The 13899-nt window shown below is 70.6% G+C and carries 12 protein-coding genes and 1 pseudogene; 1 reads left to right on the top strand and 12 read right to left on the bottom strand.

Features of this window, described 5'->3' with window-relative positions:
* Nucleotides 1–28 precede the first annotated feature (28 nt).
* The 12 genes and pseudogenes from HMPREF3165_RS00065 to HMPREF3165_RS00010 form a co-directional block, all read right to left on the bottom strand.
* Nucleotides 29–982, bottom strand: a pseudogene (locus HMPREF3165_RS00065) (CTP synthase); the annotation flags it as partial.
* A 69-nt stretch (nt 983–1051) separates the two neighbouring features.
* Nucleotides 1052–2209 (bottom strand): glycosyltransferase family 4 protein, encoded by a 1158-nt coding sequence (locus HMPREF3165_RS00060; RefSeq protein WP_070509796.1) that lies wholly within the window; start codon nt 2207–2209, stop codon nt 1052–1054.
* Entirely contained in the window at nt 2206–3852 is a 1647-nt protein-coding gene (murJ, locus tag HMPREF3165_RS00055) for a murein biosynthesis integral membrane protein MurJ (protein ID WP_070509793.1), read from the bottom strand. Before murJ ends, HMPREF3165_RS00060 begins: the two co-directional genes overlap by 4 nt.
* Nucleotides 3852–4769, bottom strand: coding sequence for a hypothetical protein (locus HMPREF3165_RS00050; protein WP_070509790.1), 918 nt, complete (start codon nt 4767–4769; stop codon nt 3852–3854). Before HMPREF3165_RS00050 ends, murJ begins: the two co-directional genes overlap by 1 nt.
* A 104-nt stretch (nt 4770–4873) precedes the next feature.
* The gene (locus tag HMPREF3165_RS00045) at nt 4874–5809 is read right to left on the bottom strand and encodes a copper transporter (RefSeq protein WP_004564682.1); all 936 of its coding nucleotides are present in this window, start codon (nt 5807–5809) and stop codon (nt 4874–4876) included.
* A 58-nt stretch (nt 5810–5867) separates the two neighbouring features.
* Nucleotides 5868–7073, bottom strand: a complete 1206-nt coding sequence (steA, locus tag HMPREF3165_RS00040; protein WP_004564681.1) for a putative cytokinetic ring protein SteA — start codon at nt 7071–7073, stop codon at nt 5868–5870.
* Nucleotides 7070–8878 carry a DNA repair protein RecN gene (gene recN / locus HMPREF3165_RS00035; RefSeq protein WP_070509787.1) on the bottom strand — a complete coding sequence of 603 codons (1809 nt, stop codon included), beginning with the start codon at nt 8876–8878 and terminating at the stop codon, nt 7070–7072. The genes steA and recN overlap by 4 nt, the downstream gene beginning before the upstream one ends.
* The gene (locus HMPREF3165_RS00030) at nt 8875–9834 is read right to left on the bottom strand and encodes an NAD kinase (RefSeq protein WP_040321045.1); all 960 of its coding nucleotides are present in this window, start codon (nt 9832–9834) and stop codon (nt 8875–8877) included. Before HMPREF3165_RS00030 ends, recN begins: the two co-directional genes overlap by 4 nt.
* A 116-nt stretch (nt 9835–9950) precedes the next feature.
* The gene (locus HMPREF3165_RS00025; RefSeq protein ID WP_070509784.1) at nt 9951–10823 is read right to left on the bottom strand and encodes a TlyA family RNA methyltransferase; all 873 of its coding nucleotides are present in this window, start codon (nt 10821–10823) and stop codon (nt 9951–9953) included.
* Between the two features lies 1 nt (nt 10824).
* On the bottom strand, nt 10825–11079 hold the full coding sequence (locus HMPREF3165_RS00020) for a hypothetical protein (protein WP_070509782.1): 255 nt from the start codon (nt 11077–11079) through the stop codon (nt 10825–10827).
* An 85-nt stretch (nt 11080–11164) separates the two neighbouring features.
* Nucleotides 11165–12265, bottom strand: coding sequence for an HAD-IIA family hydrolase (locus HMPREF3165_RS00015; RefSeq protein ID WP_070509780.1), 1101 nt, complete (start codon nt 12263–12265; stop codon nt 11165–11167).
* Nucleotides 12262–13110, bottom strand: coding sequence for a tetratricopeptide repeat protein (locus HMPREF3165_RS00010; RefSeq protein ID WP_070509777.1), 849 nt, complete (start codon nt 13108–13110; stop codon nt 12262–12264). The genes HMPREF3165_RS00015 and HMPREF3165_RS00010 overlap by 4 nt, the downstream gene beginning before the upstream one ends.
* Between HMPREF3165_RS00010 and HMPREF3165_RS00005 the strand changes: the two genes are divergently transcribed.
* Nucleotides 13078–13671: a hypothetical protein gene (locus HMPREF3165_RS00005; RefSeq protein ID WP_141744974.1), complete on the top strand. Its 594-nt coding sequence runs from the start codon at nt 13078–13080 to the stop codon at nt 13669–13671. The two genes, HMPREF3165_RS00010 and HMPREF3165_RS00005, sit on opposite strands and share 33 nt — an antisense overlap.
* Nucleotides 13672–13899: the final 228 nt, after the last annotated feature.

Genomic DNA, 13899 nt, shown 5'->3' with positions numbered 1-13899 from the left:
AAACTCTCAGAAGTCATGAGACAACACAGACGTACTTGCCTACGAGCGCCACCTCAAGACGGTGTTTGGGGGCGTGGACACGTTCAAGCAGGCTGTTCCACTCAGTCCAATCGACGTCACGGAAGGTCAGGCCCAGTCGCTGGACGAGGTAGGCGTCCAGGCCCTCACGGTGGAGGGTTGGAGGGACCTCGTAGATGCTGGCGGCATCCTTGCACTCGACGACGGCGTCACGGTCGACGTCGCACATAAGTGCCACTTTGCCCTTAATCCCCTCGGGAAGGTGCCGGTCGGTGCGCAGAACGAGGGCGTCGGGCTGGATCCCGATGTTGCGCAGCGAGGCCACCGAGTGCTGGGTGGGCTTGGTTTTGAGCTCTCCAGCGGCGGGCAGGAAGGGAATGAGGGATACATGGACGAAGGCGACGTTGTCGCGCCCCAGATCGGCGCGCACCTGTCTGGCGGCCTCGAGGAAGGGCTGGGACTCGATGTCTCCAACGGTGCCGCCGATCTCGGTGATGATGACATCGGGAAGATTGCCGTCGTCGTCGGGCTCGGCCTGAGCGCGCATGACACGCTTGATCTCGTCGGTGATGTGCGGGATGACCTGGACGGTGTCGCCGAGGTACTCTCCGCGCCGTTCCTTTGCGATGACAGTGGAGTAGACCTGTCCGGTGGTGGCGTTTGCCTTGCCGGAGAGGTTCACGTCGAGGAATCGCTCGTAGTGCCCGATGTCGAGGTCGGTTTCGGAGCCGTCGTCAGTGACGAAGACCTCGCCGTGCTGGAAGGGGTTCATCGTGCCGGGGTCGACGTTGATGTAGGGATCCAGCTTCTGCATGACAACGCTGATGCCGCGGGCCCGTAGGAGTCGCCCGAGGCTAGCGGCAGTCAGTCCCTTGCCGAGGGAGGAGACGACGCCGCCGGTGACGAAGATGTGGCGCGGTACGGGGACCTGAGTGGGCTGAAGACGTGAGGCTGCGTTGATCACGGAGTTTCAAGGTAACAGGCCCGGCGAAACCTGCCCGACGCACGAGCGTCCTGCTGACGTCATCTGCGCTCAGTCCTGAGCCAGAGCTGCTTGACGCAGCTGGGCCGCCAGGTCCTCGAGCCCGGGAAGGAGCCTGGCCGCCGCCTGCGCGCGCTCAGCGGCGCGGGTGCGGGCCTCAGGGTCGCTCAGGAGGGTTCGAAGTGCCTCCGCGATGGCCTGGGCCTGAGGGTCCACGAGGACGGCTCCTCCTCTGGCGGTCACGGCGGTGCCTCCGACGTCGGTGGCCACGATCGCGGTGCCTGCGCGCAGAGCCTCCTGGATGGTGAGGGGCTGGCCCTCCCACAGGCTGGTCTGGACGACGACGTCAGCGACCTCCATGAGGGCCGGAGCATCGCTTCGCCGCCCCAGGAGGGTGACCGGGAGCTGTTCGGCGGCGATGCGCTCAGCGGCCTGCTCGCGGCCGGGGCCGTCCCCGGCGAGGGCCCAGGTGAAGGCGGTCAGCCGGCCGGCGTCGACCTCGCGGGAGAGGATCGCGGTGGCCTCGAGCAGCAGCGGCAGGCCCTTCTGGGGAGCCAGGCGGGCGACGGTCAGGAGGCGGGCCCCGCTTCGCGGCCAGGCATCCTCCGCCGCGGCCGCGTCGGAGGCGCCCGGTTCAGCGGGCTGCTGGGGTGGCACCGCGGGGATGATGGCGAGCTCGACGTGTGGGGCACCGAGATCCTGGGCCCGTTCGGCCAGGTCGGGACTGACCGCCAGGACGAGGTCGGCGCGCCGGGCGATGAGCCGCTCGAGCCTGTCCCCCACCAGGGTGGTCAGGCGCCCCCCGACGGTGAGGTTGTGGAGGGTGACGACCAGTCGCGTGTGTCCGCGGCGGCGGCGTCCCAGGGCCAGGGCGGCCAGGGCCCCGGCTCGCAGGCCGTGGGCGTGAAGGACGTCGGCGCGCCGCCCCAGGCGACGCAGCCTGGCCACGGCCAGGGTGTCGTTGAGGCTGGGGCGGGGGCCGATCTCGAGTGGCTCGGCGCGAGCCGGCTCGAGGTCCAGTCCGTCAAGGACCGTGGCGGGGGCCTCAACGATGACGTCGTGGCCGTCGGCGGCCAGGAGGCGGGCGCAGTCGGCCAGGTGGGCCCGTACCCCTCCGGCGGCCGATCCGCACACCTGGAGGATCCTCCGGCGCCCGGCCTGCGGGTCCTGGACGGCACCGGGCTCGTTGGTCGCGTCGACGTCGCTCATGGTTGCTCCTTGTCGTCCTTCGTTGTCACCGTCGACCTGCCGCCGCGTACCGATACCAGGAGGCTGCGGTCAGCCAGGTGGATGACCACCAGGACGAGGGCCGCGGCCGCAGCGGCACCGATCAGGGCGGTGATGACGGCCAGGGGCAGGGATGTGACGCGGGTACTCGCCTCCCGGATGGCCAGCCCGAGGGCGAGGGCCACGGGCAGTCCTGCGACGAGCGCGGTCAGGGTCGCGCGCAGCACCCGGCCCCCCATGACCCGGGCCAGAACGATCAGCAGGCTCGCCCCCGCCACCGTCATCCCGATGGTCGTGCCCACGCCCAGGGCCACGAGGGTGGCGCGCCCGTCCCCGCCCGCCGGCGCCATGAGGCGCACGCAGGCGGCGCAGGCCACGGCCACGGTCAGCCAGCCGGCCGCGGTGGCGTGAGCGGCGGGCCGAGAGCGGTCGGCGGCGAACAGGACCCGGGTGACCTGGTAGATGAGGGCGTAGCCGATCAGTCCCGGAGCCAGGACGGCCAGCGCCTGGCCCATCCCGTCGACCTGCTTGAAGGAGAAGAAGCGCTCGGCGGCGGCGCTGGCGGCCAGCAGCATGGCGGTTCCGGCCACGGCGACGGCGGTGACCAGGGCCGTGGAGGTGGCCACCAGCCTCCTGACGTTCTCCTCGCCTGTGCCACCGGGACTGCCCGCCGACAGCTCGCGGGCCTCGAAGGCGGCGGTCAGGCGGGGGTAGAGGACGGTGGCCAAGGGGACGGCCAGCACCGCGTAGGGAAGGACGTAGACGGCCTGCGTGTACTGATAGACCGCCGCAGTTCCGGTCTGCCCACCCCAACGGGCCATGGCCAGGACCACCAGGACGCTCACCTGCTGGGCCAGGATCGTCCACACCCCGGCCCCGCCGAGCCGCAGCGCCCGCCGGGCCTGGGCGCCCCCCAGTCTCAGGGTGGGGCGCAGACCCAGCCCCAGCCGGTGGACCGGCCACAGCAGCGGCAGACTGAGGGCGGCCACCCCGAGGGTCGTCCCCCAGCCCAGCACCTGGAGGGCGAGGCTGGAGGCGGCCGCGTCGACGCCGCCGGTCAGCACCCCGTAGAGACCATAGGTCGCCATGACCACGAGGCTGGAGAGCATCGGTGTCAGCGCCGGCCAGGTGAAGCGGTTGTGAGCCTGGAGGACGCCGGTGAGGACGACGGCCACCCCGTACATGGGCACCTGCAGGGCGAACATGCGCAGGAAGGAGGCGACGAGCTCATGCTGAAGCGTCGGGTCCACGCCCTGGGAGGTGGGGAACAGGGAGGCGATCGGGGCGGCCAGGACGATGAGCCCCAGGGACAGCGGGGTCAGGACCGCCAGGACCAGGCCCAGCAGCCCCGAGGCGGTGGCGGTGACCTCCTCACGCCTGCCCGCGGCGATCGGTGCCGCCAGGAGCGGGACGACGGTGGCGGCCAGGACCCCGCCGACGACGACCTCGTAGAGGGTGTTGGGCAGCTGGTTGGCCGTGGTGTAGGCGCCCGCCACCGTACCGGTGCCGACGGTGGCGGCCTGGACGAGCCAGCGCAGGAACCCCAGGACGCGGGAGACGAGGGTCAGGCCGGCGACGGACCCGGCCACTGAGAGCAGTCCGCCGCGGCGTTGCTGGGATGCCATCAGGGGCGGCGTCCCAGCCCGTCGAGTGCGGCCAGCACCGGGGTCTCACTGATGACGCGGGAGAAGGAGACCTTCTCGCTGGCCAGGATGAGGCTCACCCCGCTCAGGGCGGCCCCAGCGCGCACCGCGGCGTGGGGGTGGCAGGCCAGAGCGGTTCCCAGCAGGGCGCCGACGGCGTTGGCCCCGGTGTCCCCCAGCATCGTGTTCTCCAGGAGGTCCTCCGGCAGGGCTGCGAGGCTGACGCCCAGAGTGCCCGCGGCCAGCATCCGGCTGGGCTCGCCGTCGCGTCCGGGGGTGGCCAGCAGCGGGGTGCTCACGATGCAGGCGGTCTTGAGCGCCCGTCCGGGGCGCAGGTCGAGCAGGTTGAGCAGGTTCGCCCAGGCTGCGATGACCACGGCGCTGGACGCGGCGTCGACGGCGCTGGACGCCAGCGGACGTGCGCCGGCGCCCGCGCTTCGGTGGCGGGCCAGGAGGACACCGCCGACAAGCGCCCCTGAGCCGATGACGGCGATCTTGAGGGCTCCGGTGGTGACGCGCCCGTGGGCCAGGGCGGTGAGATGACCCTTGAGCCCCTTCGCGGGGGTGTCGCCGTCGTGGGCCCCGGCATCGAGGTCGTCGACCAGGCCGGCGCATCCCCCGGCCCCAGCCGCGATGGTGGCGGCCAGTCCTGCCCGCGAGGATGAGCCCATCCTGCCCCGCAGGAGCCTGCCGGCCTCGATCCCAGCCGTCACGGCGCCGGCTGCGGCCCCGACGCCTCCGCGCAGGCTCACGGTACGGCCGTGGAAGTTGATGCGCTCCAGTCCCTGGGCGATGGGAGCCAGGCATACGGAGCAGGACAGAGCGGTGCCCGCCGCCTTGAGACCCACCCTTGCCAGGTCTCGGGCGTAGGAGCTTACTCGCGTGATCGTGCCAGCCATGGACTCAGCCTAAGGCAGGGCGGGGACCGATCGCGGCGTCGCCACCCATGACGCGGCCGCAGCACCCGGGCCGGCTGGGTCACCTGCGTCGCTGAGGACAGGGACTACTTGGTCACTGGCGGCATAACTGCCTCGGCCCCCTTGTCGAAGCCGTAGTGCCCGGTGGTTCCCGCACGGGTGGAGGCCAGGGCCAGGGGCGTGGAGACGGAGGCGGCGATCTGGCCGACGGAGTCGATGGTGGTCACCTTCGCCTTCTCGGAGCGGATGATGCCGACGACGCCGCCGTCACCGTCGGCGGAGCCGACGACGACTGTGGGCGCCCTACCGGCTGTGCCCTCCAGCGCTTTGGCCCAGGCCTTGGGGTCCTCGCCCGGCGAGGCCTCGACGGTTGCTCCCTTGCCGGAGGATGCCTGCGGACGCGGCCCGACGACGACGATCATCTCGGCCGCAGCGGTGGGCGTGGAGTCCACGGAGATGAAGGGAGTGCCGGACTTGTCCACTGTCACCGACAGCATGTCCATGAGGACCCGGGAGGAGTCGTCGTTGGCGGTCAGGGCCTTGGCCAGGGCCTCCCCCAGGATGCCGTTGGCGTCCTTGGAGTTGGTGCTGCCCAGGTGCCCCTGGACCTGTCCGGAGAAGGTGGAGCGGTAGTTCTCCCGGGACAGGTCCACCCAGGTGCTGGTCAGGCTCACCCGGCCGGTGACGGTGGCGCCTGCGTTCTTGAGCTGGGCGGCGATGGCGTCGGCGTCCTCGGCCTTGGCGTCCGGCAGCAGCACCATGGCCACGTTCTTGGAGGCCAGGGTCCCGGGCAGGAGGCTGGTGGCGGCCTGAGTGATGTAGGAGTCCCGCTCGTTGACGGCTGTCTCAGTCTGCTCGAGCTTGGCCTGGGTGGCGTTGCGGTTCTCACGCAGGGCGGTGACCTGGTCGTTGAGCGCGGTTCCCAGGGAGTTCTGCAGCGGGCCGGCACCCAGGACGACCCCGACCGCGAGGGCCAGGAACACGGAGATGAGCGATACCAGGTGATAGCGGAAGTCGATCATGATTGAAGACCTTGAAGATGACCGTGAGAGGGGCTGCCTCTCAGATGGGCGGGGGTCGTTAGACGGTGGGTGAGTTCGGGGCCAGGCCCAGCAGTGAGCGGAAGAAGTTGACGACGTCGTCCCACACGGCGCCGGACAGGCCCAGGAAGGTCTGTCCACCGGGGGTGGACATCAGGGCGATGGCCAGGGCGAAGGTGCCCGCCAGGGCCAGGAACAGCAGCCACCACCCCGAGATACGGGTGCGGTAGAGCTGGGAGACGCCCTTGGCGTCGATGAGGCGGCCGCCGACCTTGAGCCGGGTCAGGAAGGTCGAGGACATGCCGGCGCGCCCCTTGTCGAGGAACTCCAGCAGAGTGGCGTGCGTCCCCAGGGCCACAATGATCTCGGCGCCCGCCTCATCGGCCATGAGCATGGCGATGTCCTCACTGGTGCCGGTGGCGGCGAAGACGTGGTGCTCAACCCCGAGCTCCTCGACATGGGCCAGGCCCGGGGCGCGTCCGTCGCGGTAGGCGTGGACGACGATCTCGGCGCCGCAGGTCAGTGCCTTGTCGGATACGGAGTCCATGTCGCCCACGATCAGCGTCGGTTTGAAGCCGGCGTCCAGGACGGCGTCGGCGCCTCCGTCGACACCGATGATGACGGGCTTGTACTCGCGGATGTAGGGCTTGAGCGCCTGCAGGTCCTCCTTGTAGGAGTAACCGCGCACGACCACCAGGACGTGCTTGCCGCTCATCTGCGTGGTCAGCGAGGGCATGCCGACGCCGTTGAGGAGCAGGTCCCATTCCCCGCGCATGTACTCCATGGTGTTGGCGGCGAAGGCCTCCAGCTGGACGGACAGGCCCTTCTGAGCCTCATCCATGGCCTCGGCGACGGTCTGCTTGGTCTGGACCGATCCCTCGGCGATGACCTGCTCCTTGCCCTCGACCCGCACCGATCCGTCCTCGACGGTGATGCGTTGGCCGTCGTGCAGGCGCATGATGTCGGGGCCCAGGTCGTCCACGAGCGGGATTCCCGCGTCGAGGAGGATTCCGGGGCCGAGGTTGGGGTAGCGCCCGGAGATGGACGGTGAGGCGTTGAGGACCGCCGAGGCGCCGCACTCCACCAGCGCCTCCGCGGCCACCCGATCGAGGTCGGTGTGGTCGATGATGGCGATCTCCCCGGGCTGGAGACGCTTGGTGAGCTTCTTCGTGCGCGCATCGACGCGCACAACACCGCTGGGATGCTCGGAGACGAACGCAGACTTTCTGCGGAAGGGATTCCTCACGGCTCGGATTGTCCCATGACTGCTTCCTGGAGAAGCTCAGCGGCGTGCCGGACCGCGGCCTGGGAGTCCTCGTGCCCGGAGAGCATTCGGGCCAGCTCTCGTTGTCTCTCTTGGTCTTCGACGACGAACACCTGTGTGCGGGTGCGCCCCGGCTGGGACTTTCTCACATTCCCTGCGGCCGCCTCTGAGGGGCCGGGACGGGACTCAGACTCGGTCACGGTCTCCTTGCGTACCACGAGGTGGGTGTCTGCCCAAGCCGCCACCTGCGCCAGGTGGGTGACGACGATGACCTGGTGGTGTCGCGCCAGACGGGCCAGGCGCCTGCCGATCTCCCGGGCGGCCCGGCCTCCCACTCCGGCGTCGATCTCGTCGAAGACGAGGGTGCGGGTGTGGGTCGAGGGGCGAGACAGGGCGGCGGCGTCGGCGAGCACCACCTCCAGGGCGAGCATGATGCGGGACAGCTCGCCTCCCGATGCTCCCTTTCCCAGGGGCAGGGCTGGCGCGCCGGGGTGTGAGACAAGTAAGAGGGCGACGCTCTCAAGGCCGGTGGGCCCGGGCTCATCAAGCCGGTCCAGCTCGACGACGAGCCGAGCGCCCTTCATCTCCAGGCCCTCCAGCTCTGCGGTGACGGCCTGCTCAAGGCGCTCGCCGAGCTGCTGACGCGCCCGGCTCAGCTCGGCACCAACACTGGCCAGCTCCTCATCAGCGGCGGCCAGGCGCTCGGCCAGGACGGTGGCGGTGTCCTGGGGGCCGTCGATCTCGGCCAGGCGCGCGGCGGCGCGCTGGCCCCAGGCCAGGAGGGCGTCGACGTCGTCGAGCTGCTCCTGAGGCCCGCCGATCTCCCGGCACGCGCGGGCGAGCTCTCCGCGGCGGTCCTGTACCTGGGCGAGGCGAGCCGGGTCGGCGCTCAGCGAGGACAGGTACCCGCCCAGCTCGGCGGCGATGTCGGCTGCGTCGATGCCCAGCCGCTGGGTACGCGTGGCCAGCTCAGCCAGGGCGGAGTCGCGGGCGGACTCGGCGGCCAGGCTGCGGTGGGCGTAGGCGATGAGGGAGACAACATCGGGCGCCTGCCCGGTGGCGGACTCCTCCCCGCTGAGTGCGGTGCGGGCCCCGGTGGCGGCCCGGCGCAGGTCCTCGGCGTGGTCGAGTCTCTCGGCCTCCGCCGTCAGCTCCCGGTCCTCACCGCTGCGGGGGTCAACCTCCTCCAGGGCCTCGAGCCAGGTGCGCAGCTGGGCGACCTCGACGGCTCGGGCCTGAGCGGATGCCTGCCACTCCTGGAGCTCCTGGTCGGCCTGTCGGCGCTCCTGGTAGGCCCGGGCGTAGCGGCGGCACAGGGCGGCGTGGTCCTGGCCGCCCAGTGAGTCCAGGGCAGCGCGTTGGGCCGCGGTCGAGCGCAGCCGCAGCTGGTCGGCCTGGCCGTGGACGGAGACCAGCCGGCCGCCGACCTCGCTGAGGACCGAGGCCGGCACTGAGCGCCCTCCCAGGTAGGCGCGGGAGCGTCCGGAGGCGGGGACCGTACGAGAGGCCAGGAGGAGGTCGTCGTCAAGATCACCCCCGGCCTCGACGACACGGGCGGCGACACGCGACTCCGGGTCGACCAGGAACGCGCCCTCGACCAGGCTGCGCTCGGCACCGCTGCGCACGATGGTGGTCTCGGCCCGCTGCCCCAGCAGCAGCCCGAGCGAGGTGAGCACCATCGTCTTGCCGGCGCCGGTCTCACCGGTCAGGGCGGTCAGGCCGCGGCTGAGGGGAAGATCGGCCTCCTCGATGACACCGAGGTCCTCGATGTGCAAAGACTCGATCACGCCGTGCCTCCCGAGGAGTCCGGCCGGCTCCCGCCGTCAGTGCTCGTGTCGGCGGAGGAGACCATCGGCTGGTGCAGCGCGTCCTCCTCGGGTGAGTAGGCCTCATCGGCGCTGCTGGAGGCCCGCCACCCCTCCACGGGCAGGTCGAACTTGCGCACCAGGCGGCTGGCGAAGGGGGCCTGGTTGAAACGTGCCAGGCGTACCGGACGCTCCGCCCGGGTGACCCGGATCCTGGCGCCGACCGGCACGTCCAGGCTGCGTCTGCCGTCGCACCATATCTCGGCGCCTCCGAAGCCCACTCGCTGGACAACGACCTCCATGCAGGAGTTGGGGCCCAGGACCAGGGGGCGGGTGAACAGGGCGTGCGCGGCCACCGGCACCAGGAGGAGCGCCTCGACCTCGGGCCAGATGACGGGGCCCCCGCAGGAGAAGGCGTAGGCGGTCGAGCCGGTGGGGGTGGACATGATGAGGCCGTCGCAGCCGAAGGAGGAGACGGCCTGGCCGTCGACGCCGATGGCGACCTCGATCATGCGGGCGCGGTCGCGCTTCTCCAGGGCCGCCTCGTTGAGTGCCCAGTCGCGCGTGACCGTCCCGTCAGGACAGATGACCTCCACGTCCAGGGTGGTGCGGGTCTCGACCGTGTAGCGGCCGGCGACCAGATCCGCGACGACCTGCTCGATGCCGTCGGGGTCGGCCTCGGCCAGGAAGCCGACGTGACCGGTGTTGATACCCACCAGGGGGATGTCCCGTTCGCGGGCGATCTCGAAGGCGCGCAGGATCGTGCCGTCGCCGCCGAGCACCAGGACGAGGTCGATGCGGTCGGTGCAGTCCGGGCCGACCGGCTCAACACCTCGGGCGCGCAGTGCCTCCGAGGCCCGGGCCACGGCGCTGGCCGTGGGAGCACTGGGCCTGGGGACAGGGACGGGCTTGTCGTTGAGCTCGCGCTGCAGCAGCATGACACGCGAGATCCTCCGGCCGTGCTGCTCCCTACCCGGCTGCTGCGAGGACCCGTGGAGAGCGGCGGAGTCGGCCGGCCGCGCCGCAGCACTGGTGTCTGAGGGGCTCAGCTTGCTCATGAGTGGTTCCTTGTTCTGCGTCGTCGCGCACCGCCCGCCGCGGGGCCGGCGGCGACGGCGTCCTCAATGTTGGAGCGCAGCTCGTCCCCGTTCAGGTCCCCGGGGCAACCGGCGCGGGAGGCGTGCATGCTCAGGAAGTACTCAACGTTACCGGCCGGTCCTGGCAGAGGGGAGGCGGTCACGGCCTCGACTCCCACGCCCAGGGAGTGGGCCCGCTCGGCCACCGTCATGACGGTGTCCACATGGAGCTCTGGGTCACGCACCACTCCCCCGTGCCCGATCCGGTCCTTGCCCACCTCGAACTGGGGCTTGACCATGAGCAGGAGGTCGGCGTCGTCGGCCGCGGCGCGCAGCAACGGTTCGAGGACCAGGGTCAGGGAGATGAAGGACAGGTCTCCCACGACGAGCTCCGGGGCGGGGGCGACGACCTCGGGGTCCAGTGTGCGGATGTTCGTACGGTCCAGGGCGGTGACGCGGGGGTCGGAGCGCAGCGACCAGGCCAGCTGGCCGTAGCCGACGTCGACGGCCACGACGTGCTCAGCACCGCGGCGCAGGAGGACGTCGGTGAAGCCGCCGGTCGAGGCGCCGGCGTCCAGGCAGCGGCGTCCCTCGACGCGGGGTGCCAGGCCGCGGCGGCCCAGCGCGTCCAGCGCGCCGGCGAGCTTGTGGGCACCGCGGGAGACGTAGTCGTCTCCGGAGGGCACCAGGATCTCGATGGCCTGGGCCGGGTTGACCTGACGGGCGGGTTTGGTGACGACCTCACCGTCGAGGGTGACGTGACCGTCGGCGATGAGCGTGGCGGCATGGGTGCGGGAGCGGGCCAGCCCGCGGCGCACGAGCTCTGAGTCGATGCGGATGAGCCTGGCCATATCAGCCTTCCGCCTTGTGAAGGACGGAGGCGAGGTCCTCGTGAATGGCGGCCAGGGCGGCTGCGCGCTCCTCCAGGGGCATCTGAGCGATCTGGACAAGCTCATCGGTGTGGTCGTGGAGCCCTTGGGCCGCCGTCAGGGCGACGTCGGCTCGCGGAGGCGCAGGCACCGGCGGCCGAGGAGCCGGCCGGTATGCGGAGTCCGCCGTCGCCGGCGTCTCCTCCCCGACATCGGTTCTCGACTCGTTGCCGCTCATTCCTGACTCCCATCGACATTGCTCGCGTTGACGCTGTGGTTCCTCATCTCCTCCGGTAGGAGCCTCACCGGCCCCGGCCGGGATCTCAGGGCTCAATCACCTCGATCTCGGGCACCTCCAGCGCCGCGGCCTCACCCTGGCGGCCCTGAGCATCAGCCCAGTCCCAGGCGGCCACGGCCAGCGCCCGGTAGGAGTCCAAGTCGATACGCACCGCACTGCCGTCCGGGGACGTCACAGCGCCAAAGTCCTGAAGCTCGAGCCGGGAGCCGAGGACTCGGGCACTGCGGTCGCAGACCCTCCACCACACCTGGCCGTCGACCTCGACTCGCACGGGCTCGGGGTGAGGCTCGGTCAGGCCACGCAGGTCGGTGTGGAGGAAGCTGGGGCGCTCGGTGGCCGGCGCGCAGATGACGTCTCGCGCGTCGGAGACACCGGTGAGGACGTGGAGCCCCGGGATCCCGGCGGCCCGGGCCCCGACATGGTCAGTGTTGAGCCGGTCGCCGACCGCCAAGGGCCTGGTACCACCAGCCCGCTTGAGGGCACGCGTGTAGATGCCTGGGAAGGGCTTGCCCCCGGCCAGGGGCTCCTTGCCGGAGGCATGGACGATGGCGGCCACGAGGCTGCCGTTACCCAGGGCGAAGCCCCTCTCGGTGGGCAGGGTCGCATCGAGGTTGGTGGCCACGTGCAGGGCCCCGGCACTGATGGCGTAGACGCCCTCGGACAGCAGCGCCCAGTCGACCGCAGGGTCCCAGCCCTGGACGACGGCCACGGGCCCGTCCTGCGCACTGCTGGTCACCTGGAAGCCCTCGTCGAGGAGGGCCTGGCGGACGCCGTCGCCGCCGACGACGAGCACCATGGAGCCCGGTTCGACGTGCTCAGTGAGCATGGCGGCCGCGTCCATGGCGGCGCTGAAGACCTCCGAGGCCTCCGCGATGATGTCGTTGTCCGCCAGCTTGTCCACGACCGTCTGGGGCGCCCGTGAGGCGTTGTTGGTGACGAATGACAGATGCATTCCGGCCTTGCGGGCGGCGTTGACGTTGTCCGCCGCGTGGGGAACCCGAGCCTGGCCGGCGAAGCAGACGCCGTCGAGGTCCAGCAGGGCGACATCGTAGGCGGTGCACAGGGGCTGCTCGCTGCCGAGCAGGGTGGCAGGGGCGGCGGCATCAGTGGCCTGGGGCATGGTCATCGGGGCTCCTCAGAAGCGTTGGTGGAAGGCGTCGGCGCGACCTGCGCATCCTGGAGCAATTCGGCCATCTCGGCTTCGACTCGCTCGGCGAAGGACTGCGACCACTGAGCGTCCTCATCCTGGTCCACAGGCTCGTCGTGCTCCTCGAGGTCCAGTGAGGCCTCGTCCTGAGCCGGCTCTCCAGGAGCCTGTGAGGTCTCGGTCGTCTCGCTCACTGCGTCACTGATCGTGTCCCCGTCGGAATCCGTGGCGGGCTGAGTGCCGGAGCTCTCCGGGGTGCTCTCCTCGTGGGCCTCGGAGTCGTAGTCGTCCTCGATGTCGAAGACCTCGACCTCATCCTCCTCGACCGGCTCTGGACCGATCCGGTCTCGGATGGCCTCAGCCTCCTGGTTGCGTCCGAGCTCTGCAAGCCTGTCGGCACGCACAGAGTGCAGGCGTCTGAGGGTGTCGCTGTCGGAGGGACGCGCCCTGATGGCGTCCTCGATGATGAGCAGGCCAAGATCAGTCTGGCCCATGTCGTGGCGAAGACTGGAGACGACCATGGCCAGCTCGGCCCGTTCAATGTCGTCGAGCTGGCGAGGGTCTGCCGCTTGGGCGGCTTGGAGGGCCTTGTCGAGGTTACCCAGTGCTCGCTCGCAGTCGACCTCGATGGCCCGGTGCAGGTCGAGACCGGACAGGCGCCTGGCGGCGCGAATCTCTCGGAGCGCCTCGCTGTAGTGGCCGGCGAGGTATGCCGCGATTCCGGCCGTCTCCCGGACGACGGCGACACGGCCCGCGTGGGAGGCGGCGTAGCGCGCGTGCTCGTAGGCGGCTTGAGGATCGTTGTTGAGGAGGCGCTGAACCATGACCAGGTGCCGGGCAACGTTCTCAGCGTTGGCACGCCCCAGGGCGCGCAGCTCGGTTCTGGCGCCCCGTTCAAGATCAGCCGGCTCGACGTTGTCCGGGACCTTGGGTTCGGGGACGCGCTGACGCTGCGGAGGACGACCGCGACGATCGTCTCGCCTGTCACGCGAGTCGTTCCTCCCGGAGCGGTCGTTGAAGCGACCTGGCCTGCGACCATTGCGGTCGCCACGCCTGCTACCGCCCTCACCGTCTCGACGCCGTTCGTCGCGCCAGTCGTCACGGTGCCGTCGATCGCCGCGAGCAGAGTGCTCCCCGCGGTTCGACCGCTGGGAGTGCACCCGAGAGCCGGAGGAATCGTCGTCCTGTCCCGTCCGATCACTGCGACGAGGGCGACCGTCCTTCCCTGTAAAACGGCGACGTGCCCCGAAGCCGTGACGCTCATCGTTGCGGCGACGCCGGCCTGCCTCGCTGTGGTCCGAGCCGTGCTGACGGTCCTGATACGCCATGGTCCTTCTTTCACTCTGGCACTGCCGCCAGTTGCCCTGGTGCTGTCGTTTACCTGAGAGGAGCCTACCTGGGCCGAGGTGCTCAGGCGTAACGGGACTCGGCAACACGTGGTGTGGTGCGTGTCTGGGTGGGGGGGCGGCGGGGCGGGCCGTAGCGTTGTAGAGATTCGAGGCGAAAATGAGCACTCCGGCCGAATACGGTTCAGCCCCGGGGGTGCTCCTTTGTGGAGTCCCCAGGGGCTGAACCTTATTCAAGTGTGTGCTCGGTGGTGTCCTACTCTCCCG

Source organism: Actinomyces sp. HMSC08A09 (assembly GCF_001807465.1).
GTDB classification, from domain to species: domain Bacteria; phylum Actinomycetota; class Actinomycetes; order Actinomycetales; family Actinomycetaceae; genus Actinomyces; species Actinomyces oris.
This window is presented reverse-complemented; position numbering and strand designations above follow the sequence as displayed.

Excerpts from the sequence above, each read along its gene's own strand:
- HMPREF3165_RS00060 (WP_070509796.1), bottom strand. The coding sequence starts at position 2,209 with ATGAGCGACGTCGACGCGACCAACGAGCCCGGTGCCGTCCAGGACCCG.
- murJ (WP_070509793.1), bottom strand. The coding sequence starts at position 3,852 with ATGGCATCCCAGCAACGCCGCGGCGGACTGCTCTCAGTGGCCGGGTCC.
- HMPREF3165_RS00050 (WP_070509790.1), bottom strand. The coding sequence starts at position 4,769 with ATGGCTGGCACGATCACGCGAGTAAGCTCCTACGCCCGAGACCTGGCA.
- HMPREF3165_RS00045 (WP_004564682.1), bottom strand. The coding sequence starts at position 5,809 with ATGATCGACTTCCGCTATCACCTGGTATCGCTCATCTCCGTGTTCCTG.
- HMPREF3165_RS00030 (WP_040321045.1), bottom strand. The coding sequence starts at position 9,834 with ATGCTGCTGCAGCGCGAGCTCAACGACAAGCCCGTCCCTGTCCCCAGG.
- HMPREF3165_RS00025 (WP_070509784.1), bottom strand. The coding sequence starts at position 10,823 with ATGGCCAGGCTCATCCGCATCGACTCAGAGCTCGTGCGCCGCGGGCTG.
- HMPREF3165_RS00020 (WP_070509782.1), bottom strand. The coding sequence starts at position 11,079 with ATGAGCGGCAACGAGTCGAGAACCGATGTCGGGGAGGAGACGCCGGCG.
- HMPREF3165_RS00015 (WP_070509780.1), bottom strand. The coding sequence starts at position 12,265 with ATGACCATGCCCCAGGCCACTGATGCCGCCGCCCCTGCCACCCTGCTC.
- HMPREF3165_RS00010 (WP_070509777.1), bottom strand. The coding sequence starts at position 13,110 with ATGGTTCAGCGCCTCCTCAACAACGATCCTCAAGCCGCCTACGAGCAC.